The organism is Chryseobacterium sp. Leaf394, from assembly GCF_001424105.1.
In the GTDB taxonomy this organism is placed as follows: Bacteria; Bacteroidota; Bacteroidia; order Flavobacteriales; family Weeksellaceae; genus Chryseobacterium.
Genome location: NZ_LMQH01000011.1, coordinates 883162 through 905786, shown reverse-complemented (window position 1 = coordinate 905786; position 22625 = coordinate 883162). Strand labels below are relative to the sequence as shown.

At 36.5% G+C, this 22625-nt stretch carries 19 protein-coding genes; 7 read left to right on the top strand and 12 right to left on the bottom strand.

Annotation, left to right across the window (positions count from 1 at the left end; translation table 11 throughout):
• Positions 1 to 88: 88 nt before the first annotated feature.
• From ASG21_RS08570 to ASG21_RS08560, 3 genes are all read right to left on the bottom strand, one after another.
• Positions 89 to 2083: a S9 family peptidase gene (locus ASG21_RS08570; RefSeq protein ID WP_056078332.1), complete on the bottom strand. Its 1995-nt coding sequence runs from the start codon at positions 2081 to 2083 to the stop codon at positions 89 to 91.
• A gap of 376 nt (positions 2084 to 2459) precedes the next feature.
• Positions 2460 to 2804 carry a phage holin family protein gene (locus tag ASG21_RS08565; protein WP_056078329.1) on the bottom strand — a complete coding sequence of 115 codons (345 nt, stop codon included), beginning with the start codon at positions 2802 to 2804 and terminating at the stop codon, positions 2460 to 2462.
• A 310-nt stretch (positions 2805 to 3114) separates the two neighbouring features.
• The gene (locus tag ASG21_RS08560; RefSeq protein WP_241773476.1) at positions 3115 to 3513 is read right to left on the bottom strand and encodes a PaaI family thioesterase; all 399 of its coding nucleotides are present in this window, start codon (positions 3511 to 3513) and stop codon (positions 3115 to 3117) included.
• Positions 3514 to 3676: 163 nt separating this feature from the next.
• Between ASG21_RS08560 and ASG21_RS08555 the strand changes: the two genes are divergently transcribed.
• Together ASG21_RS08555 and ASG21_RS08550 are read left to right on the top strand one after the other, a co-directional pair.
• Complete coding sequence (locus tag ASG21_RS08555) at positions 3677 to 4243, top strand: hypothetical protein (RefSeq protein WP_056078321.1); 567 nt, start codon at positions 3677 to 3679, stop codon at positions 4241 to 4243.
• A 165-nt stretch (positions 4244 to 4408) separates the two neighbouring features.
• A complete protein-coding gene (locus ASG21_RS08550) occupies positions 4409 to 5716 on the top strand; it encodes a DEAD/DEAH box helicase (protein WP_056078318.1) in 1308 nt (435 codons plus the stop codon).
• An 81-nt stretch (positions 5717 to 5797) separates the two neighbouring features.
• On the opposite strand, the gene ASG21_RS08545 is transcribed toward ASG21_RS08550, so the two are convergent.
• Positions 5798 to 6688 carry an SMP-30/gluconolactonase/LRE family protein gene (locus ASG21_RS08545; protein ID WP_056078315.1) on the bottom strand — a complete coding sequence of 297 codons (891 nt, stop codon included), beginning with the start codon at positions 6686 to 6688 and terminating at the stop codon, positions 5798 to 5800.
• A 184-nt stretch (positions 6689 to 6872) separates the two neighbouring features.
• On the opposite strand from ASG21_RS08545, the gene ASG21_RS08540 reads away from it, so the two are divergent.
• The 4 genes from ASG21_RS08540 to ade all read left to right on the top strand — a co-directional run bounded on the left by ASG21_RS08540 (position 6873) and on the right by ade (position 10763).
• Complete coding sequence (locus ASG21_RS08540) at positions 6873 to 7217, top strand: MerR family transcriptional regulator (protein ID WP_056078312.1); 345 nt, start codon at positions 6873 to 6875, stop codon at positions 7215 to 7217.
• Between the two features lie 71 nt (positions 7218 to 7288).
• Positions 7289 to 8584, top strand: a complete 1296-nt coding sequence (locus ASG21_RS08535) for a helix-hairpin-helix domain-containing protein (protein ID WP_056078310.1) — start codon at positions 7289 to 7291, stop codon at positions 8582 to 8584.
• A 48-nt stretch (positions 8585 to 8632) separates the two neighbouring features.
• Entirely contained in the window at positions 8633 to 9067 is a 435-nt protein-coding gene (locus ASG21_RS08530; RefSeq protein ID WP_128414259.1) for a hypothetical protein, read from the top strand.
• 67 nt (positions 9068 to 9134) lie between these two features.
• Positions 9135 to 10763, top strand: a complete 1629-nt coding sequence (gene ade / locus ASG21_RS08525; protein WP_056078304.1) for an adenine deaminase — start codon at positions 9135 to 9137, stop codon at positions 10761 to 10763.
• A 228-nt stretch (positions 10764 to 10991) separates the two neighbouring features.
• On the opposite strand, the gene ASG21_RS08520 is transcribed toward ade, so the two are convergent.
• The 4 genes from ASG21_RS08520 to ASG21_RS08505 all read right to left on the bottom strand — a co-directional run bounded on the left by ASG21_RS08520 (position 10992) and on the right by ASG21_RS08505 (position 14276).
• Positions 10992 to 11606 (bottom strand): PH domain-containing protein, encoded by a 615-nt coding sequence (locus ASG21_RS08520; RefSeq protein WP_056031220.1) that lies wholly within the window; start codon positions 11604 to 11606, stop codon positions 10992 to 10994.
• Positions 11607 to 11866: 260 nt separating this feature from the next.
• Positions 11867 to 12307, bottom strand: coding sequence for a hypothetical protein (locus ASG21_RS08515; RefSeq protein ID WP_056078301.1), 441 nt, complete (start codon positions 12305 to 12307; stop codon positions 11867 to 11869).
• A gap of 15 nt (positions 12308 to 12322) precedes the next feature.
• A complete protein-coding gene (gene lpdA, locus ASG21_RS08510; protein WP_056082259.1) occupies positions 12323 to 13711 on the bottom strand; it encodes a dihydrolipoyl dehydrogenase in 1389 nt (462 codons plus the stop codon).
• 118 nt (positions 13712 to 13829) lie between these two features.
• The gene (locus ASG21_RS08505) at positions 13830 to 14276 is read right to left on the bottom strand and encodes a MarR family winged helix-turn-helix transcriptional regulator (RefSeq protein ID WP_056078298.1); all 447 of its coding nucleotides are present in this window, start codon (positions 14274 to 14276) and stop codon (positions 13830 to 13832) included.
• Between the two features lie 177 nt (positions 14277 to 14453).
• Here ASG21_RS08505 and ASG21_RS08500 point away from each other — a divergent pair, with 177 nt between their 5' ends.
• Entirely contained in the window at positions 14454 to 15731 is a 1278-nt protein-coding gene (locus ASG21_RS08500) for an NAD(P)/FAD-dependent oxidoreductase (RefSeq protein ID WP_056078295.1), read from the top strand.
• Positions 15732 to 15783: 52 nt separating this feature from the next.
• Here the strand turns inward: ASG21_RS08500 and ASG21_RS08495 are convergent, their stop codons facing one another.
• The 4 genes from ASG21_RS08495 to ASG21_RS08480 form a co-directional block, all read right to left on the bottom strand.
• A complete protein-coding gene (locus tag ASG21_RS08495; protein ID WP_056078292.1) occupies positions 15784 to 16056 on the bottom strand; it encodes a hypothetical protein in 273 nt (90 codons plus the stop codon).
• Positions 16057 to 16177: 121 nt separating this feature from the next.
• Positions 16178 to 17488, bottom strand: a complete 1311-nt coding sequence (locus tag ASG21_RS08490) for a sorbosone dehydrogenase family protein (protein ID WP_056078289.1) — start codon at positions 17486 to 17488, stop codon at positions 16178 to 16180.
• A gap of 236 nt (positions 17489 to 17724) precedes the next feature.
• The gene (locus ASG21_RS08485; protein WP_056078286.1) at positions 17725 to 20388 is read right to left on the bottom strand and encodes a beta-glucosidase; all 2664 of its coding nucleotides are present in this window, start codon (positions 20386 to 20388) and stop codon (positions 17725 to 17727) included.
• Between the two features lie 269 nt (positions 20389 to 20657).
• Entirely contained in the window at positions 20658 to 22100 is a 1443-nt protein-coding gene (locus tag ASG21_RS08480) for an alpha-L-fucosidase (RefSeq protein ID WP_056078283.1), read from the bottom strand.
• Between the last annotated feature and the right edge of the window lie 525 nt (positions 22101 to 22625).

Sequence of the window (22625 nt, the reverse complement as noted above, 5' to 3'; positions counted from 1 at the left end):
AAAAAAAAACGGACTTCTTTCGATGTCCGTTTTTACTATATTTTTAGATGGATAACAACACCCAGTCAAAAATTCATTGAATTTCAACCTACAAAGTTTCCTTCAACCAATCAAAAAACTCTCTCTGCCAAACCAAACCGTTCTGCGGATGAAGTACCCAGTGATTTTCGTTCGGGAAATAGACAAATTTTGATTTCAGACCTCTCAGTTTTGCAGCCTGAAAAGCTTCCTGACCTTGCTCATAACCAACTCTGAAGTCTATGCCACCCTGGAAAATCATGATAGGCCTGTTCCATTTATCTACAAAATTACTTGGATTAAATTCTGTGTAAGCTTTTGGTAAAGGCTTTTCCCATGGAGAACCGAGATCCCAGTTGGCAAACCAAAGTTCTTCAGTTGTCAGATACCATGATTTCATATCAAACAAACCGTCGTGAGCGATGAAAGTTTTAAATCGGTTGTTGTGAACTCCCGCCAGCATAAATACGCTGTAACCACCGTAGCTCGCTCCCACTGCTGCTACCCTTTCGCTATCAACGTAAGGAAGAGTTTTGGCAAAATCTGTTGCCGCCAAATAATCTCTGATTGGTTGTCCGCCCCAGTCTTTTGAGATTTCTTCATTCCATTTTGTTCCCCAGCCCGGCATTCCTCTTCTGTTTGGGGCAACAACGATGTATCCGTTGGCTGCCATCAAGGAGAAATTCCATCTTGTGCTGAAAAACTGCGTTAAGGCAGATTGCGGACCACCCTGACAATACACCAAAGTTGGATATTTTTTATTTGGATCGAAGTTGGGTGGATAATGAAACCATACTCCCATTTCTTTTCCGTCTGTGGTTTTCACCATTTTCAGTTCAGATTTTCCCTGTGCTAACTTTGCATAAGCATCTTTGTTCGCATCGGTTACCTGCTTTAATTCTCCATTTTTCAGAGTGACAGAATAAAGTTCTGCTGAATGATTAATATCTGTTTTTGAAACCAACACTGCATTTTTCTGGTCTGCAAAAATATCTGTAATGTCGAAATCACCTTTTGTAATCTGACTAATCTTTGCATTTTTAAGATCTACAGAAAACAGTTGAACTGTACCGCGAAATGCTGCATTAAAATAAATGTTTTTAGAATCTTTGCTCCAGAAAGATGTTCCGGTTACGCTTTCGTCCCAGTTGCCCGTCATATTGCTTTTAGCACCAGACTTCCAGTCCATTACAACGATGTCATTTTTATCGGCTTCGTAGCCCTCACGCTCCATACTTTGCCATGAAAGCCATTTTCCATCAGGAGAAAATTTCGGATTAACGTCGTAACCCATCATTCCTTCTGTCAAATTTTTTGTTGTTCCTGAAGCTAAGTTGTAAGCAAAAATATCCGTGTTGGTGCTTGTAGAATACTCTTTACCGCTCTTTGGTTTCGTAACATATAAAAGTTGGGTGGAATCCGGGCTGAACACAAAATCTTCCGCTCCGCCAAAAGGTCTCTGCGGAGAATCCCAGGTCTTCCCTTCCAGTAAATCTTTTGCTGAATCTACATTTGAAGAAGTATTTACAACAAAAACATGATTATATTTTCCTTCATTGAAATAATCCCAGTGTCTGTGGTTCAAATCAGTATAAACCTGCGCTGTCGTCTTTGGCGTATCAGCATATTTATCTTTCCCCATCACTTTTTCCACCAAAACCTGTTTGCTGAACGCTATTTTTTTTCCATCAGGAGAAATAACAATATTATCCACTTCACCGATGGTGTAAAATTCTGCCCACGTTTTTCCGCTGTCTTTTGAAAGGAATATTTTGTCACCTTCCTGAGCGTACAGTCCGTTTTTATCCCACTGAATTAATGCTTTTTTGCCTAAATCAATTTTTGAAGACTGATTATTGATCACATTCAGAAAGTAGTTTTCACTTTTTGTTTTCTCAGTTTTTAAATCTACCTGTCCGACCTTATAAATCAGTGAAGAATGGTCGGGAGAGACTGCCTGTACACCCACTTTTTTCAAAGTCCATAGGATTTCAGGAGTCATTACTTGTTGTGCATTCATTAAAAGTGGCGCTGCCAAAGCGAGCAGACTGTGTTTTAATTTCATAAAGAATCATTTTAAAAGAATTTCAGAATTTTTCATTCATCCATTCATATTAATTTCAAAGAATGCCAAAGTTAATATTTAAAATAAAATTGAGCGAGGAAATTGTGGGTTTAGTTTTAATGCCGATAGTATGAGCCTATAACTCATTTTCATTTATGCTTTGGAATTTTGATACAGCGTACGCAGAGTTTTTGTTTAAAAAAAATTGTGTTTTAGTCTCACAAAGCCGCTAGCGCTTAGATAAGGTTTGAAAAAAATTATCTAAAAATTTTTTATTTATTTGATACTAACTAAATAACCCTGCCAGCATTTTAAACGCTGGCAGGGTTATCATTTTTTTATTTAAGATTTTATAATTAAGCATCCGTCAAAGTTTTTAATCCTTATCTGCAAACATTGAATAGGCTAGAGATGTAATAACTGACAGTAGAATACTGAAAATAAATGCCCACCAGAAGCCATCGACTTTCATGGAATCTATAAAGTAATCAGCTATCAGAATAATGATTGCATTGATGACCAATGAGAAGAATCCTAATGTAATAATAGTCAACGGAAGTCCGAAAAGTTTTAAAATTGGTTTTAAAATTAAATTTAAAACGCCTAAAACAACAGCGAAAATTACTGCTCCGGTGAAACCGTCGAAATGCACGCCGGAAAGCATTTTTGTAAGTACAAATGCTACGATGGCTGTGATGAAAAGTCGGATAATAATGTTCATATTTTTTATTTTTAAAATTAATTTTTTTTCATAACAAATGCTGTTCTTAAACTAAGTAAAATTAGTTACAAAATGACTTGGGAATCGAAACGTTAAGAAATTGTTGAAAAATACCGTTAAAAATTTCCACTGTTTGAATGGCTGCAAAAATAATGATTATGATATTAATGTCGTTCCGCCCGAGTTTTGGAAATTTCAGGAGTTCTTCAAAATTTTAGCTGAGAGATAAAAGTCTTGTCCCGAAATTTTGGGATTGGTTCTGTTGTTTGACTTCGTCGAATCTTTGATTTCAAGAAAAAAGAACATATAACTATTTAATTTTCATCATAGTCACAAGCGAAGTCGCAACATGACTTTCTGAAGAATGATCTGCATTTACGGTATAAATTTCTGTTCGGATGACGCTTATTTTAGCCCCGCCCTTTACGACGTATGCTTTTGAAACCAAAGCATCGCCAATTGCAGGACGCAGGTAATTTACTTTCAGCTCAACCGTCACAACATAGGCATCTTCGGGATAATGACTTACTGCTGCATACCCAGAGGAAACATCTACCAGTGAAGCGATCATGGCACCATTAAACATTCCTGCACTTCTGGTCATCATTTCCATTTTAGGAATTTTAATGGAAACGAAATCGGTTTCTACTTCAAGAAGTTCGGCTTTGTAGAATTTCAACGTTTCTGAGCGGTTGAAACTGTCGGTCATGAGTTGTTTTTTCTCGGGAGTCATGTTGGGTTTGAGAGTTTGAGAGTTTGAGAGTTTGAGAGTTTGAGAGTTTGAGAGTTTATGCAAATTTCTTTAATTAATTTGAAATCCACTATAATGACTTTTATATCTAAAACTCAGTGAATATCAAACTATCTTTAAATTGTTTAAAATTAAAAAATTAATCAGCAAAATGCAAAATAATATTTTTCACAGTGAAAATTTTGAAATTCACGGAATTCAAATCCCTGATTTTGAACTTAAAAGCTGGAATTTAATTAGAATTTACATTCCTAATTTTATTAATGAAAATAAATCCTTAGGTTTCGATTTAGCAATAGAATTAATCAAACGATTCCAAAAGAAAAAAACTAATTTGCCTTGGGCAAAAAACCATAAGCAAAATTCTTTTTCATCATTTTTCAATCCATTAACTGTCTACAAGTACTTAATGGATAAAATAAAAATTGACAAAGTAAATTCCGAAAGGATTATCAAACAACTGAAACTGAATCCAAATGAAAAGTATACTCATTTAAGCTTCACTGATAAAAAAGCTCTTTCTATAAAAGCCCATTTCGAAAAAAATGATTTTATTCTTTTAGACTACTACGGTGTTCCCGCAGGTGAAATTGAGATTTTAGAAAAAATTGTCAACGCAGATATAGAAAAAGGTAAATCTGCAATTGCTTTTGACAATTTACAATTTGCGCATAAAGAAGAACCTTAAAAATATTAAACCCATAAAATTATCTCCAAATACTACTAAAATTTATAATGATTGAATTCAAAATAAAATTTTTTGCATACTTTTTTACATATTATTTTATTAATAAATATAACGGCAACATCTCTTTAAATAGGTTGAATTTCCAAAATCCCCTACCTTTGCAAAATGGAATTAGAATCTATTTACAAAAAACTGCAGATTGAGGATATGAATCAGATGCAGAAATCTACATACAAAACCACCGAAAACAATACGGATGTTGTTTTACTTTCGCCTACAGGTTCGGGAAAAACACTGGCTTTTCTGTTTCCGGTTCTTAGAAATTTAAAAAGGGAAGCAACGGGAATTCAGGCTGTTATTCTGGTTCCGGCCAGAGAACTGGCCTTGCAGATTGAGCAGGTTTTTAAATCGATGGGTACCGATTTTAAGGTGACGGTTTGCTACGGCGGTCACGATAAAAAGATTGAGATGAACAATCTTAAAGAAGCTCCTGCTGTATTAATTGGAACTCCCGGTAGAGTTGCATATCACCTTAGAAATAATAATATTGAGGTAAAAACCATTAGAAATTTGGTTTTAGACGAATTCGATAAGGCTTTGGAGCTAGGTTTTCATGAAGATATGGAATATATTATTGAAAACATGTACAATCTTTACCAGAGAATCATGACTTCGGCAACTTCGATGGATGAGATTCCAAAGTTTACCGGTCTGAAAGATGAAAAGACAGTTGATTTCTTAAAATTGGGTGAAAATAAACCTGATATTCAGTTAAGAAAAGTAATGACAATTTCTGAAGAAAAACTTGATACGTTATTTCACTTAATCTGTAAAATCGGAAATAAAAGGACACTGATTTTCTGTAATCACAGAGAAACCGTTGACCGTATTGCCGATTTGCTTTTGGACAAAGGAATTGCCAGAGAAACCTTCCACGGCGGTATGGAGCAGGATGAAAGAGAACGTGCGTTGCTGAAATTCAGAAACGATACAGCCAGAGTTTTGATCACAACCGATTTGGCTGCCCGTGGTTTAGACGTTCCTGAAGTTGAATCGATTGTTCATTATCAGTTACCCACAACAGAAGATGCATTCATTCATAGAAACGGCCGTACTGCGAGGATGAACGCCAAAGGTTTTGCTTATCTGGTGATGACTGAAGAAGAAAAGTTTCCTTTCATCAAAAAAGATACACCTGAAGAATCGGTAAAGGAGTTTTCGAAAGTTCCTGCCAATCCTCCATTTCAGACGGTTTACATCAGCGCCGGAAAAAAAGATAAAGTGAATAAAGTGGATATCGTCGGATACCTGTTGAAAAAAGGAGAATTGCAGAAAGAAGATTTAGGCCTGATTGAAGTGAAAGATACAACGTCATATGTTGCGGTTTCAAGAACTAAAGTGAGAGAATTACTGAAAAAACTGAGCACTGAAAAACTGAAAGGTAAGAAAGTGAAAATGGAAGTGGCTTATTAGGCTGAGGCAAAGGTTAAGGCTGAGCAACGCAACCTTAACCTTAACCTTAACCTTAACCTTAACCTTAACCTTAACCTTAACCTATTTCATCGCAGATGTTTTCGTCGGTAAAGTATACACCGATTTTGAAGCGGTAATAAACAGAATATTATTTTTTTCGCCGCCAAAAGTTATGTTTCCCGTCCAGTCTTCCGGAATTTTAACGTGGTGAACTTTTTCGCCTCTGCTGTTAAAAACGGTCACGCCATCTCCAGTGATATAAAGGTTTCCTTCTTTATCCAAAGTCATTCCGTCAGAACCCATTTCGCAAAATAATTTCTTTTCAGATAATTTTCCGTCGCCTAAAATATCATAAACATACGTTTTCCCGGCATCAATGTCTGAAACGTATAGTTTTTTTTGGCTGATACTTCCGATAATTCCGTTAGGCTGAACGAAAGTTTCAAGCTTTAAAATTTTTCCATCTTTATTTCTGTAATACAGATTTTTCTCAGGAATTTCTACTTTGAAGTTCTCCCAATAATCTCTTTCGTACAGAGGATCGGTGAAATAAATTCCACCATTTCCATCGAGCCAAAGATCATTAGGACCGTTTAATCTCCTCCCTTCAAAACCTTTGGATAAAACTTCTACTGATTTATCTTTACCGATTTTCCAGATTTCACCTTCGTTATCGGAGCAAGTTATTAAATAATCATTTTCGTCGAAATAAGTTCCATTGGCACGACCCGTTTTATCTGAAAAAAGTTCGATTTTGTCAGTCTTCCAGTCCCAGACATAGATTTTATCGTTGGGTTGATCGGTAAAATACACGTTTCCTGATTTGTCGGTTGCAGGACCTTCGGTAAATTTAAACTGATCTGAAATTAATTTCGGTTCGGTGTTTTCAAACATAGCTTCGTATTTTGTTGATTTGCAACCTTGAAATACCAAAAACAAACCAACAAGCCCGGCCATCATTATATTTTTCATTCTTCTGAATTTAAAGTTTACAATTTACGATTTGTGAAGTGGTTTAAAAAATAATTATCTTTGAAAATTCAGTTTAAATCAAAAGAAGAGTTTCCTTTGAAAACTTTGTCAAAGTTATCAGCATAACGCATAAAACTTTGACAAAGTTGAGAACGGCAAGAGCTCAAAAGACAAAATTAAGGGAATGAAGATCAATTTACCAGACAAACTTTACTACTCCATCGGCGAAGTCGCCAAGGCATTTGATGTAAATACTTCATTGATAAGATATTGGGAGCAGGAATTTCCGATCATCAAACCTAAAAAAAATAAAAAGGGAAACCGCTATTTTACACCCGAAGACATTAAAAACCTTCAGATCATCTATCACTTGGTAAAAGAAAAGGGTTACACACTGGACGGCGCAAAAATCGCATTAACCACAAACTCTAAAATTTCTGAAACCGTTACCCTGATCGACAGGCTCGAATTTGTAAAAGCTGAACTATTAAAACTGAAAGATTCGCTTACAGAAAGGGATTCCGAGTAATTCATCCATTTTTAAGTTAATAAATCATCATATATTGATTTTTGAATTAAAATAATTCTTAAATTTATTACATGGTGCGAAAAAAATATTATACAAAGATTGCAATTCTTGCAATGCTTTTGGCAGTGCTGTCAATGTACAGTAAATACGCCGAAAGTACAGATGAGAAATTCCCTGAGCTCACTTTTACGACTGAAAATTCGGAGGAAATGCCACTTTCTGAATTTGATCCTAATGATTTATCGGCCGATCAGTGGCAAAAACTGGGATTTTCTGAGAAACAGACCGCTACTATTTTAAAGTATAAAGAGATCGTTGGCGGAAGATTTATTTCCAAAGAACAGCTCAAAAAATGTTACTCAATTTCTGAAGAAAAATTCAATGCAATTGAAGCTTACATTTTACTTCCGGAAACGAATCAGGAAGGAAAGACTTTCACCTCTACTGACGGAAATTTCGTAAAGAAAGAACTCAGAATTTCAGGAAAATTCAATCCCGACCGTTACTCTCAGGCAGATTGGGAAGATATGGGATTTTCTGAGAAACAGGCTGGAGCGATTTTGAAATACAAAAATTATCTTGGCGGAAGTTTTGTAAGTAAAGAAAAATTTAAAGAATGCTTTATTATCAGCGATGAAAATTACGCAAAGCTGGAGCCTTATCTCATTCTTCCGGCAAAAACTCCGGACAATTTTGTGAAGAACAAATTTAAAAGAGATACCATCAGGGAAAAAATAAATTACAAGACGTTTGATCCTAACGAACTGGATCGTGAAGGCTGGCAAAAATTAGGATTTTCTGAAAAACAGGCGAATGTGATTCTCAATTACAAGGAAAGAAATTTAAAAGGGAGCTTTAAAAATCTTGAAGAAATAAAATCATGTTTCGTCATTAATGAAGATAAATTTAATGAAATGAAACCTTTCATCAGAATTTCAAACGCAAAACCTTCAGAAGCGAAAAAACCTGAGAGCAGCACAACAGATTTCACCAAAACAGATTTAAATTCAATCACCTTTAAGCAACTTTTAGAATATGGTTTTGATGAAAAAGCTGCAGGATCAATGATTGGTTTCAGAAAAAAATTGGGCGGTTTTGTTACAAAAGAACAAATTTTGGACACCTACAATATCGACAAAGAACTGACACAAAAACTGGTCAATACAGCTCCTCTGGATGTTTCTAAAGTTCAGAAATATTCCCTTGCTGAGGCACCTGAAGAATGGCTGAAAAGTCATCCTTACTTTAAATACTCTGCGGATAAGATTATTTATTTTAGAATGAGCAATCCTGACGATAAGAAAATCTGGAAATTCATCAAAGTAAAACCTGAATATGAAGCGAGGATGAGGCTGTATGTAAAATAAAACTGGCTTTAGATTTGATTCCATTTTAAAACTTAAAAATCAAATAGTATGACTTCGAAAATAATTTTATGCTTAGGCATTTTACCTGGTATGGCTTCTTCAATGCCGAGTGACATTCAGACAACTTCAAAATATGAAGTCACCAGTCCGAAACAGGAAAAAATTCCGAAAACGGTTATTATTAAAACTAAAAAGTTTAAAATAAAAATTGACAAGCAACCCAACGGAAACTATCTGTACCAATCGTGGGGAGCCAATACGAAAATATCCGCCAAGCCAGCGATGATTATCTCTGATGGTGAAGTGATTCCGGATGGCTCAGGAGGAAACTATTATTTTGAATTTAATAACAATGGGACAATTTATCAGGTTTGGAGAAATTATTTAACAAACTCGACGAAAAAAGCACCTTATACACTGGTGGTCATAGACAGTAATGGTGAAACCATCGTGAGACAGGATGCGCAGGTGGTCAAAAATTAATTTAAAACAAAATCAAATAATAATTCCTAATTTCACGATTAGGAATTTTTTATTTTAATCATTCAGAATGGAATTTACAGTAAAAGCAAATTTAATAGACATCGTTACAAAGGAAATTTTTCCCGCAGAAGTATCAATTCTCAATCAAAAAATTGCATCAGTCAAAAGAATTGATGAAAAACTGCACACCTACATTCTGCCCGGATTTATAGACGCCCATGTTCATATTGAAAGCAGTATGCTTGTCCCTTCAGAATTTGCCAGAATTGCTGTGAAACACGGTACGGTAGGAACTATTTCTGATCCACATGAGATTGCCAATGTCCTTGGAATTCCTGGTGTTGATTATATGATTGAAAATGCCCGACAGGTTCCATTTCATTTTTATTTTGGCGCTCCATCCTGTGTTCCGGCTACAAATTTTGAAACGGCAGGAGCGGTTGTTGATGCTAATGATATTGACCAATTATTAAGCAGAAAAGAAATCGTTTACTTAGCTGAAATGATGAATTTTCCGGGTGTCATTTATAACGATGAGGAAGTTTTAAAAAAATTAGAATCTGCAAAAAAACACAATAAACCTATTGACGGTCACGCTCCGGGATTGATGGGAGAAGGCATGAAAACGTATTTCGACGCAGGAATTACTACTGATCACGAATGTTTTGGTCATACCGAAGCTCTTGAAAAACTGAAACATGGTGTAAAGATCATGATCAGAGAAGGAAGTGCCGCGAAAAATTTTGATACGTTAATTCCTTTACTAAAAGAGTTTCCGGAGCAGATTATGTTTTGCTGCGATGACAAACACCCTGATAATCTGATTGAATCTCATATTAACGATCACGTAAAACGTGCTTTGAGAGCAGGTCATAATTTGTATGATGTACTTCGTGCGGCATCTCTCAATGTAATTCAACATTACAATTTACCGATTGGTTTGTTACAGGTTGGTGACAATGCCGATTTTATTGAAATTGATAGTTTAGATGATTTTAAAATTTTGAAAACCTACATCAAAGGTCAATTGGTTGCAGAAAACGGACGGTCATTCATCAAATCTGTTGATGCTCCAATTGTCAATAATTTTAACTGCAGTTTAAAACAGCCTTCAGATTTTAAAATCAAAAGTGAAGCTGATTTACTTCGTGTGATAGAAGTATTGGACGGACAGTTGATCACACATGAACTTCATACAAAATCTCTGGTAAAAGATGGTTTTGCAGAATCAGATATTGAAGAAGATATTCTGAAAATTGCTGTAGTTAATCGATATAATGACGCTCCTGTTGCCACAGCATTTATTAAAAATATAGGTTTAAAAGAAGGAGCAATTGCATCGTGTGTTGCCCACGACTGCCATAATATCGTTGTTGTCGGAACGAATGATGAAGATATCTGTAAAGCCATAAACGCCATAATCAAAGCTAAAGGTGGAATTTCTTTAGCCACAGAAAATGAAGAACTCGTTTTGGAGTTGCCTATAGCCGGAATTATGACCAACCTTCCCGCCGAAGAAGTTGCAGAATTATATATCAAACTGGATCGAAGAGCCAAAGAATTGGGAAGCAAACTGAGAGCACCTTACATGAGTTTATCATTCATGGCACTTCTGGTAATTCCCGAACTGAAACTGAGTGATAAAGGTTTATTTAATGGTGGAACTTTTGAGTTTACTGATGTTTTTGTGAAATGAATAATTGAACCGTTAAGACAAATTAAGTTGTTAAGAAAAATTATGCTTAAGACTTTTTAAGTTACCGAGGCAAATCATTAAGCCGAACGCTCAAATCAATTTTATTGATCCTTAACAGAACTTAAAATTTAATTCTCTAAATGGTTTAAAATTACATAAACCTTTAACTACATAAAAAAAACCACGGACAATATCCGTGGTTCAATTTTATAGATTGGTTTCGTAATCCTAGTTATTAATATACTTCTCAAAAATTTTAGAAAAATCTTTCTGAGTGTATCTGTCGAAACTGTTGGTATTCCAGGCAAAAATATATTCGTTAATTGCCTTTAGTTCCTGACTTTTGGACACGTTTTCCTGCTTTCCTGATGCTACACTTCCAATGGCTTTCAGAATACTGTCATTGGAAAAATTAAGTAAAGAATGATTATGATGAACTTCCTGCTGAATCGCCAAAAGAGCTTTGTACAAATCTTTCAACTGATCAATCTGACCTTTCGCAACACTGATCATTAAAGGGACATTCCCGATGTTGAATGCAATTTCAGCATCCAAATCGATGGTTCCCGCAGTTTGTAAAGTCACATTCGAAAAAGGAAACTGATAGTATTCGTATCTTCTCAGAATTCTTTTTCTGTCAATCGCACTTGCTCCGTCAATATGTATTAAAGCCCTATTGGTAAAGCAATATTCGTCTCTACGGGATTTAATCAAAAAGAAAATTTTCTCATTGTCTTCAGACAAAATATAGTCATCAGAATCTACTTTATCATAATCCTGAGCAGGAATGATTTTACCAATATCTCCCAATCCCAGGGCTTCGGCAGCTAATTTTTTAAACATAATTTTATTTTAATTTGTAGTTTATTTACCGAATAAAAATAAGAAAATAAGCGAAATAAAATATAACGTAAGAAAAATTAATCATCATACATAATTTGAACACAGAGTGCATGGAGTTTTTGCCTGTCTAACCGTTTTTAAAGCTCACAAAGGCGTTAACACTTAAATAAGGTCACAGAAATTTTGTGATTACTCATATTAATTATTGTAGAAATCATTTCAAAACAAAAAACCACAGACGAATCTGTGGTTTTATGAAATTACTTAATAACTTGTTTCGGATAAAATTTTGTACTTAGAGGTCCAGTTAAGCTTACTCTATAATAATCAACATAACCATCTTTTTCACCATCATTATATTTCTGCAAAAGTCCTACATTTTTTCCTAAAATTAATTGTGAAGAAAACAACTTTCTTTTGACGCCCTCCAAATCAATTATTTCCATATATTGAATATCAGATTCTTGAACGCGTTGCTTTTCGCCACTTTCAGAAATAGTAAGAATACTTCCTACATAAGTCTCTGCATAAAATTTCTTATGAGTAACGTAACCAATATTTTGCACTCTTGTACTTATAGTATCTTTACGACCTACTAAAACATATCTTGCAGGAAAATGTCTATCTTTATATTTGAATGTCTTTTGACTATACGACAAAATAAAAAATAATAGACAGACTAGACTGATTACTTTTTTCATTTAAACAGCTATATTTTAAATGTGAATCACTTCACCATAAGCAGCAGCTGCAGCTTCCATAATCGCTTCAGAAACCGTAGGGTGCGGGTGAATAGATTTGATGATTTCGTGACCTGTAGTTTCCAGTTTTCTTGCAACAACAGCTTCAGCAACCATGTCAGTTACTCCTTCACCAATCATGTGACAACCTAACCATTCGCCATATTTAGCATCAAAAATTACTTTGATGAAGCCGTCAGTATTTCCGTTGGCAGTCGCTTTTCCACTTGCAGAGAGAGGGAATTTACCCACTTTGATTTCATACCCTTTCTCTTTAGCCTGTTTTTCAGTAAGACCAACAGAAGCCACTTCAGGGTGACAGTACGTACAACCAGGAATATTGCCGTAGTCGATTTTCTCAACGTGCATTCCTTTGATTTTTTCAACACAAGTGATACCTTCAGCAGAAGCAACGTGTGCCAAAGCCTGAGTCGGGATAATATCTCCGATTGCATAGTAACCAGGAACTGAAGTTTCGTACCATTCGTTAACCAAAACTCTTCCTTTATCTGTCTGGATGCCCACTTCTTCAAGACCGATGTTCTCGATGTTTGCAGCGATTCCAACAGCTGATAACAGGATGTCAGCTTCAAGAGTGATATTTCCTTTCTCTGTTTTAACCGTAGCTTTCACACCGTTTCCGCTTGTGTCTACGCTTTCAACAGATGCGTTGGTCATAATTTCGATCCCTGTTTTTTTCAAAGATTTCTCTAAGTGTTTTGAGATTTCCTCATCTTCCACAGGAACGATGTTTGGTAAGAATTCAACAACAGTTACTTTCGTCCCCATTGTGTTATAAAAATCAGCAAACTCAACACCGATAGCTCCAGAACCTACAACGATCATAGATTTTGGTTGCTCAGGAAGAGACAATGCCTGTCTGTATCCGATTACTTTTTTACCGTCTTGAGGCAAGTTTGGCAATTCTCTAGAACGTGCTCCGGTAGCCAAAATAATGTTGGTTCCGGTATATTCAGTTACTTTTCCGTCTTTATCAGTCACAGAAACTTTTTTACCTTTCTGTACTTTTGCAGTACCAAGAATTACGTCGATTTTGTTCTTTTTCATCAAGAACTCGATTCCTTTGCTCATTTTAGAGGCAACACCACGGCTTCTCTGGATTACATTCGGAAACTCAAAACTCGCTTCCACTTTGTTTAAACCATAATCTTCAGCGTGATTGATATAATGAAAAACCTGAGCCGACTTCAATAAAGCTTTTGTAGGAATACATCCCCAGTTAAGGCAGATTCCTCCTAAATTTTCTTTCTCGATAATTGCAGTTTTAAAACCCAACTGCGCTGCTCTGATTGCTGTAACATATCCACCAGGACCACTACCGATGACAATAATATCGTAATTCATTAGCTTAAAATTTTTATGCGAATTTAAGGAAAATTTATTAATTTTTTCGGGATTTTGAACAGCCATTACAAATGCCCCACAATAATCATTTTCTTCATATTCTCAACGCTGAAATTACTCATGCTTTTACATTCATCTTTTCATGATATTTTATAATCTCTGAAAGTGAAGAAATAAGATCAATGTATCTCTTTTCACCGAGCAGACCCACGTAATCTTTGGTTACTGAACCGAACACTTCGCCCAGAACTTCATACAGCCGCTTACCTTCTCCGGTGAGGAAAATCATGATGGAACGCGCATCACCTTCTTTTTTTGCAGTATAGATCATTCCCATTCGTTCCAATTCCTTCACTGCTTTACTCACTCCCTGTCTAGTTACTTTTATCTCTTTCAGCAGGTCATTATTGGAGATTCCGGACGAACCGATGCTCATAAAATAAGGAATATGGGCAGGCTGAATATCAGTAAGATGATCAATGTTAAGATTTCCAAACTGATCAATCAGTCTCCTGTAATTGTAGATCAGTTTAAAAAGCAAAAGGTCTGAAGCAATGTTTTTCATGTGACAAAAATAGAAAATTTACAAAAAGTAAAGAATAAAAATACGTAAACTTAGTTGACAATTAATGTCAAATAATTACCTTTGCCAATCAAATGGTCATCGATTTAACCAAGCACCATAATGTAAGGTAAACTGTGGGAGCTGTGACCTTGTAAAATTATTAAAAACCAATATGTTATGCCAAGAATTGTGGTTGTGGGCGGCGGATTTGCCGGTATTAATTTCATTAAAACATTATCAAAGAATTCTGATGTAGAAATTGTTCTTGTAGATAAAAACAATTATCATTTTTTTCCACCGTTGCTTTATCAGGTTGCCACTTCTTTTATTGAACCTTCCAACATCGCATATCCTTTCCGCAAGCTGTTTCAGCTTAAAAAGAATATAAGATTTCATTTTGGCAGCCTTATAAAAGTCAACAGGGAAGAAAATAATATTGAGACCACATCCGGTGTTCTAAAGTATGATTATCTTGTTCTTGCGATGGGAACAGAGCCCAATTTCTTCGGAATGGAAAATGTAAGGAAAAACGCACTGCCAATGAAAACCATTGATGATGCACTGGACATGCGGAATCACATCCTTCTCAATATGGAAAAGGCCGCTCAGGCAAAAACTGTGCAGGAGAAAGAAAAACATCTCAATATCGTCATTGCAGGCGGCGGGCCCACCGGTGTGGAAGTTGCGGGAATGCTGGCTGAAATGAGTACCCATCTTGAAGAAAAAGAATATCCCGAAGTTACCGATGTCAGGTCTAATATTTACCTAGTTGATGCGATGCCTGTACTTTTGCAGCCCATGAGTATTAAGTCCCAAAATGAAGCTCATAAAGTTCTAAAGAAACTCGGTGTCAAAATCCTTCTCAATACCGCAGTAAAAGACTATTCCGATGGAAAAGTTGTATTTTCTGACGGAAAAACAATTGAAACCGAAGTACTGATATGGGCTTCGGGTGTGGTAGCTCCTGAAGTGGAAGGACTTGCTGATGGCGCCTTGGGTAGGGGGAAAAGAATTTTAGTTGATGAATACAGTCAGGTAAAGGGCAGTATAAACATTTTTGCCATCGGAGATATTTCACTGATAACCGAGGAACCTAACTTTGCAGGTGGTCATCCTCAATTGGCACAGGTCGCTATTCAGCAGGGACGACTGTTGGCAAAAAACTTACAGTCCGTCATTGCCGGAAAATCCTTAAAAACTCCTTTCAGATATCATGATAAAGGAAGTATGGCCATTATTTCAAAATATAAAGCGGTGGTTGATATTCCTGAAAATAAATTTATCAAAGGTTTTTTAGCCTGGCTAACCTGGCTTCTCATTCACATTGTACCTTTGGTTGGCTTCGGAAACCGGAGCAAAATTCTTTTCAACTGGATCTGGGCATTTGTGACGAACGATCCTGCACTGCGACTTATTATAGGAAATAAAAGAAAAAAACAAGAGAACAGATTTTAAAATATAAGCATAAAGAAAGAGAACAATTTTGTTCTCTTCCTTTATTTTCAGTTTACCTCGCTGCCCTGAGCAGTTTCTTCTCATTCTGATATCTCAGGTTTAACGCTCTCAATTGTTCATTTTTCATTTTCTTAGTAGCCACCGGATGATTCATAATCATCTTCTTTTCTGTTCGGTACCGTTTATCCAGCTCGCTCGCTTTGCTGTTTGTCAATTGGATTTTTGACGGATGTGGCGGTGCAGGCGGTCTTGGCGGACGTTTCTGACCATAAGCACTGAACGATAATCCTACTAAAAGAATGGTTGATATCAATAACTTTTTCATGACGTTTAACTTTTGTAATTGAAATTGTACAATTTCAATGGGTTATAAGCTAAATGTTACATATTTCATACCACAAAATTTGATGTAAGTTTCTGAATGAAATTGGTATTAACACAAAATTTTACTTTTTAGAATGTGCCACTCTCCACACAATTCCGCTGACATCATCAGCAACCAGAAGAGATCCGTCGGCAATTTGTAAAACACCTACAGGTCTTCCATACACGTCACCTTTCTCTTCATTCGCTATAAATCCGGTTAAAAATGGCTGATACGGTCCTGAAGCTTTTCCATTGGCAAAAGGCACAAAAGCGACCTGATAACCCACTAAAGATGAGCGGTTCCACGATCCGTGCTGTCCGATAAAAGCGCCGTTTTTATATTTTTCAGGAAAATGATCTCCCGTGTAGAAAGTAAGTCCTAAAGATGCGGTGTGCGACCCTAAAGGAACATCAGGTACAATGGTTTTTGCAACCAAATCAGGCTTCTCTCCTTTTCTTCTTGGGTCTTCATTTTTTCCGAAGTAAGCATATGGCCAGCCGTAAAACTGATTTCTTTTCACACTGGTCAAATAATCCGGAACGAGCTCGTCACCCAATTCATCTCTTTCATTTACAACGGTCCAAAGCTCTCCGGTGGAAGGATTCCAGCTCATTCCGACAGGATTCCGAAGTCCGGCTCCGTAGATTTTTTCTCCGCTTCCGTCAGGATTGACTTCTAAAATATTGGCTCTTCTCACTTCATATTCCATCCCGTTCTCGCCAACGTTACTGCCGGATCCTACAGAAATATAAATTTTAGACTGATCTTTATTGGCAATTAAATTTCTCGTCCAGTGATTGTTGTAACCTCCGGCCGGTAAATTAACGATTTTCTTTCCGGCCTGGGTAATTTTCGTATCACCTTCTTTATATGGATAAACCCAAAGTCCATCGGTGTTGGCAACATAAAATTTATCTTTAATAATCAGCATTCCATACGGCTGATTTAGATTATCCAGAAAAACAGAAGATGATTCTGCAATTCCGTCTTTGTTGGCATCTCTGTATAAAATAATACGGTTGGCTGATTTTCCTCCGACTTCAGCATCACTTTTTCCGCTGATATCATTTTTAATTTTCTCCGTTTTCGTACGTTCGGAATTGGAAAGTACAACAAAAATATCGCCGTTTGCAGCCTGAATCATGTTTCTCGGGCTTTTAATATTTTCCGCAAAACGGGTCACTGTAAATCCTTCAGGAGCTGTCGGAGCCTTTCCTGCAGGCCATCCGATGACGTTGCTGAATTTATTTTTCGCACCTTTCTCATCGGGTGCAGGAAGTTTTAAAGTATCTGTTTTGGTAACGACTTCGGTTTCTGAAGTATTCTGATTTTTACTTTCTTTACAGCTGAAAAACAGCACTGCGACTGCCGGTAGAAGATATTTTTTCATAAATTTAATGATGTGATGTGTGAGAATTATTTTGCCTCAAAAGTTGCAAAAACCGTTCCCTAAAAAGAAAACGGTTGCACATTGATGGATTAGATTCTTATCTAATTATTTATTTGACGCAAAGTCAGACAAAGAATTTTAAATACAGGCCGTTGTTAAGATATACATGGCGTAAACTTATCAGGAAATACTACTTTTTAATCATTACAGCTAATCATCAGATTTAATCCAAAACATTATTCGACCTCAATATTTTGCTTTAAAGGAAGATTTTTTGATGAATTTCCAACCATAATTCTGTATATTCCCTTTTCCACAATCCAATTCATTTTTTCATCTAAAAACTGCAATTCTTTTACCGGAATTTCAATTGAAATTTCTTTGGATTCACCGGATTTCAGATACACTTTCTGAAAACCTTTCAATTCCAAAATCGGTCTTGAAACAGAAGCCAGCAAATCTTTTATATAAAGCTGAACCACCTCACTTCCTGCTTTTGAACCTGTGTTTTTAACTTTGACCTTTGCAATGACCGTCTCGTTTTCTTTAAATTTTAATTTATTTAAATGCAAATCAGAAATTTCAAAAGTGGTATAACTTAAACCGAAACCAAACGGATACAACGGCTCCCCGCTCAAATCGTGGTAATCATTTCCACGACCCGTCGGATGATGATTGTACGTCAAAGGTAACTGACCCTCCTCAACCGGAAACGTGATGGGCAATTTTCCTGAAGGATTTTCTGCTCCGAAAAGTACTTTTGCCACAGCATTTCCGCCTTCTTCGCCGGGATACCAGACATCCAGAATGGCTCCTACCTTATCCTTCCAGTCTGTAGTTTTTATGGCAGAACCGCCGACCAAAACTACGGTTGTCGGTTTATTTAATCTGGAAACTTCATTAATAAATCCTTCCTGATTTCCCGGCAGACTCAGTGAAGAACGATCCTGAAATTCACCTTCATGAATTCCGGCTGTCACAATGATGTAATCTGAATTTTGAGCAAGTTTTAAAGCCTCATCAAAATCTTTTTGGTAATCTTTTAAACCATAATTCCAGACCAATTCGATGTTGGCCTCACCTCTGTTTTCATGGAATTCAATGCTAATATCATATTTCTGAGCTTTAATTAAATCAATATCAATGGTTTTGGTTGAATAACTCAGCTTTTCCCAATTGTCGATGACCAGTTTTCCATTGAAATACATTCTGAAACCGTCATTTCCACGTAATCCAAGCTGATATTTTCCTGATTCCGGCGCTTCCAGTTTTCCTGTCCAGCGAATGCTGTAACTGTCTGGCTGCAGCTTTTCAGGATTTGGGGAATATAAAGTCCATTTAAAATTGATCTGTTCATCCTTCTTTTCAAATGCGTGATTTCCTTTTAAATCAGGATTGGAAAAATAAAATCCATTCAAACCTTTTTGATTTTCTGAAGATAAAAATTCAGCAGGAACGGTTGCAAAACTCTTTAAATTCCAGTCAATTCCTTTTGAATAGGTGATCTCAACATTTTTATTTTTAACGAAATTTTTAATTCCATCCAAAATACTCACCTTTTTATTCCCGGGTCCGGAATAACCGCCCAGTCTAGCATCCACAGCATCAGTTCCGACAATTAAAATCTTTTTTACTTTGTTTGAAATTGGAAGCGTCTGATGATTGTTCTGAAGCAAAACAAAAGATTCAATTGCTGTTTTTTCTGCCAAAGGTTTGTGATTGATCTTCTTTAATTCATCAATATCTTTTTTAGAAACATAAGGATTTTCAAAAAGACCGAGCTCAAACTTTGCTCTTAAAACTCTCGCCACTGCATCATCAATTCTTTCCTTTGAAATTCTGCCATCCAAAAACGGCGGCATAAACAGTTTATCATGCTGATATTCTGTCTGGAAAATCACGTCAAGTCCTGCATTGATCGCCTGTGCAGAAGCATCGTCGTAATCTTTTGCCGTAAAGTGCAGAACGTTGGCACCACCCACTGCACTGGCATCGCTGATGACAAATCCTTTAAAATCCCATTCTTTCTTTAATTTTTCAGTCAACAACCAGTGATTGGCCGTTGAAGGTCTACCATCCAACAGATTGTAGGAAGTCATCACCGAACGGCTTTTCCCCTGTTGAAAGGCTTTTTGGAATGGAACCAAATGCGTTTCCTCCAAATATCTTTTGCTCCAGTGAATCGGATAGGAATCTCTTCCGCCCTCACCGACATTGGCTAAAAAATGTTTCGGAGTGGTAATAATCCCCATATTTTCAAATGAACTGACGAAATTCACGCCCATCACGGAAGTCAGAAACGGATCTTCACCATACGTTTCCTCCGTCCTTCCCCACCGTACATCGCTCGCAAGATTTACCACCGGAGTCAGGATCTGACGGATTCCCCTCAGTTTTGATTCTTTTGCAATCGCCGTCGAAACTTCTTTCATCAAATCAGGATTAAAGGTCGCCGACAAACCGATTGCCTGTGGAAAAGCAGTCGCTCCTTCCCGCATCAGTCCGTGTAAAGCTTCATCAAATGGAATAATTGGAATTCCCAGTCGGGATTCTTCAACGAAATATTTTTGAATGGCGTTGATCTTTTTTGCCAGTCTTTCCGCGTCTTCGTTCGCATTGTATTTTAACAACTGCCCGGCAACTCCACCGCCCTGATTTCCCGCACTCACCTGCAATCCGAAAATTCCATGGGAATATTGACCTTTCGGAACGTTGTCCAAATCTCCGGGAATCATGAAGCACTGCCAGAATTTTTCTTCGGGCGTCATGCGTTTCAGCAAGTCCTGAACTCTGGTTTCTACCGGTTGTTTTGAATCTTTGTACAGCGGTTTTTGAGCTGAAATAAATGTTGTGCTCAATAATGAGAATACTATAATTTTAAATCGAAGTTTAAAATGCATTGCTAATTTTTATTTTAATGATTGTTCTTTTGTCTTGAAATCGAAGATTCGACGAAGTCAAACAAAAGAACCAAAAGTTCAAGACTTGAAACTCTCCGCTAAAATTTTGAAAAACTTCCTAAAATTTCCAAAACTCGGGCGGGAAAAATATTTTTTATTTTAAGATTAATCTTTGCCGCCACTCAAACATTGGAAATTTCTTAACGGAATTTTTTCAAAATTTCTTAACGCTACGATTTCCTATGTCATTTTAAAGCAGTTAGAATCAACTATTTCGTTATTTGAATTACGGTTGAATATTTCAATTGAGTTTTTTCTTTAGGTAAAGTAACTTCAATTGAATTACCTGATTTTTTCCATTGAATTTTATTGGATAGTCCTAAAACTTTTAATGATTTTGGTTTAAAATTTTCAGGAATTGTAAAGATTAACGTTGACGGAGACTCATAGGTTGATTGATCATTTAAGTGAAAAACATTCAGCGTTTTACCGTCTTTGCTTTGGGTATAATAAAAATTCCCATCGTGGTATGGTGCCACTGCTCTCGTCGCAAAAACCGCCGATTGGTTGTGATCCATCCAAGCAGAAATTTCTGTTAATCTATCATAAACCACCGCATCGTAATCGCCATTCGGTCCGGGAGCGATGTTCATCAGATAATTTCCGCCCCCTGAAATGATTTTCACCAAAGTTTCAATAATTTTCTGAGACGATTTGTAATTGTCATTTGGAACGTAGGAAAAAGAATCACCCATCGTGATGCAGCTTTCCCACGGAATTGAAAGTGCTTTTTCAGGAACTGCCTGTTCGGGCGTTACATAATTTTCCCACTTTCCGGGAACCGTGCGGTCTACGACGATAATTCCGGGTTGATTTTTTCGCGCCATCGTTCCGATTTTGTCCATGTCAATGTCCTGTTCGACCTTGATGGTTCTTTGCCATTCCACATTTTGGTCGATGGTGTGAAACGGACGAACCCAGCCTCCATCGAGCCAAAGAATGTCGATTTTACCGTAGTTGGAAGTGATTTCGTTGAGCTGGTTGAAAGTGAAATTTTTAAAACTGTTCCATCTTTCAGGATATTTTTTCGGATCATAATTTACATTCCGGTCTTTCGGTGGAAAATACGGCCACCAGTAATCATCAGAATGCCAATCGGGTTTTGAAAAATAAGCTCCGATTTTAAAGCCATCTTTTCTGAATGTACTGAAGATTTCCTCCGTCACATCCGCCTTGGGATTTTTGGAAAAAGGAGTTTTTGAAGAAGTTATTTTGTAATCAGATTCTTTGGTATCAAACATCGCAAAACCATCGTGGTGCTTGGTAGTAAAAACGACATATTTCATTCCCGCCTTTTTCGCCGCATCTGCCCATTTTTGTGGATTAAACTGAGTGGGATTGAAAGTTTTCTGCAGATTTTCGTAATTTTCTACGTATTCATTGTACGATTTTCCATATTCAGGTTTTCTTTGTGTCCACGATTCGTCTTCAGGACAAAGGCTCCAGCTTTCCACAATTCCCCATTGACTGTAGGTTCCCCAGTGCATGAAGAGCCCGAATTTTAAATCCTGCCAGTTTTCAAGATTCTGAATAACAAGTGGATCTGTAGGTTTTTGGTAACCGTCTGAAACGTTGTGTGCCTGTGAGAAAAAAGTGGATGAAAGTAATAAGGATGAGAAAAAGAGCGTTTTCGTTTTTGGCTTGGTGAACATGAAGTTTAGTTTTTGCTAAAATAATATTTAACCGGAAATTTTCTACCACAAAAGACACAAAAGTTTTTTGACACATAGTCACATTAGTTTAAGTTTAAATGATTGTGGATATTTTAGAGCACATTAGATTGAAAATCTGAGATTTTCCGTGAGCGTGCAAACCAGGCAGAAAATCAGGACAGAATACCTAGAAAATAACCACAAAAGGCATAAAAGTTTTTTGACACATAGTCACATTAGTTTAAGTTTAAATATTGAGAATATTTTAAAGCACATGAGATTAAAAATCAGAGATTTTTTGTGGGAGTGCAAACCAGGCAGAAAATCAGGATAGAAAATACTTAAAAAATAACCACAAAAGGCACAAAAGTTTTTGACACATAGTCACATTAGTTTAAGTTTAAATGATTGAGCATATTAGAGCACATAAGATTGAAAATCAGAGATTTTCTGTGAGAGTGCAAACCAGGCAGAAAATCAGGACAGAGAATATCTAAAAATTGACCACAAAAGAGACAAAAGTTT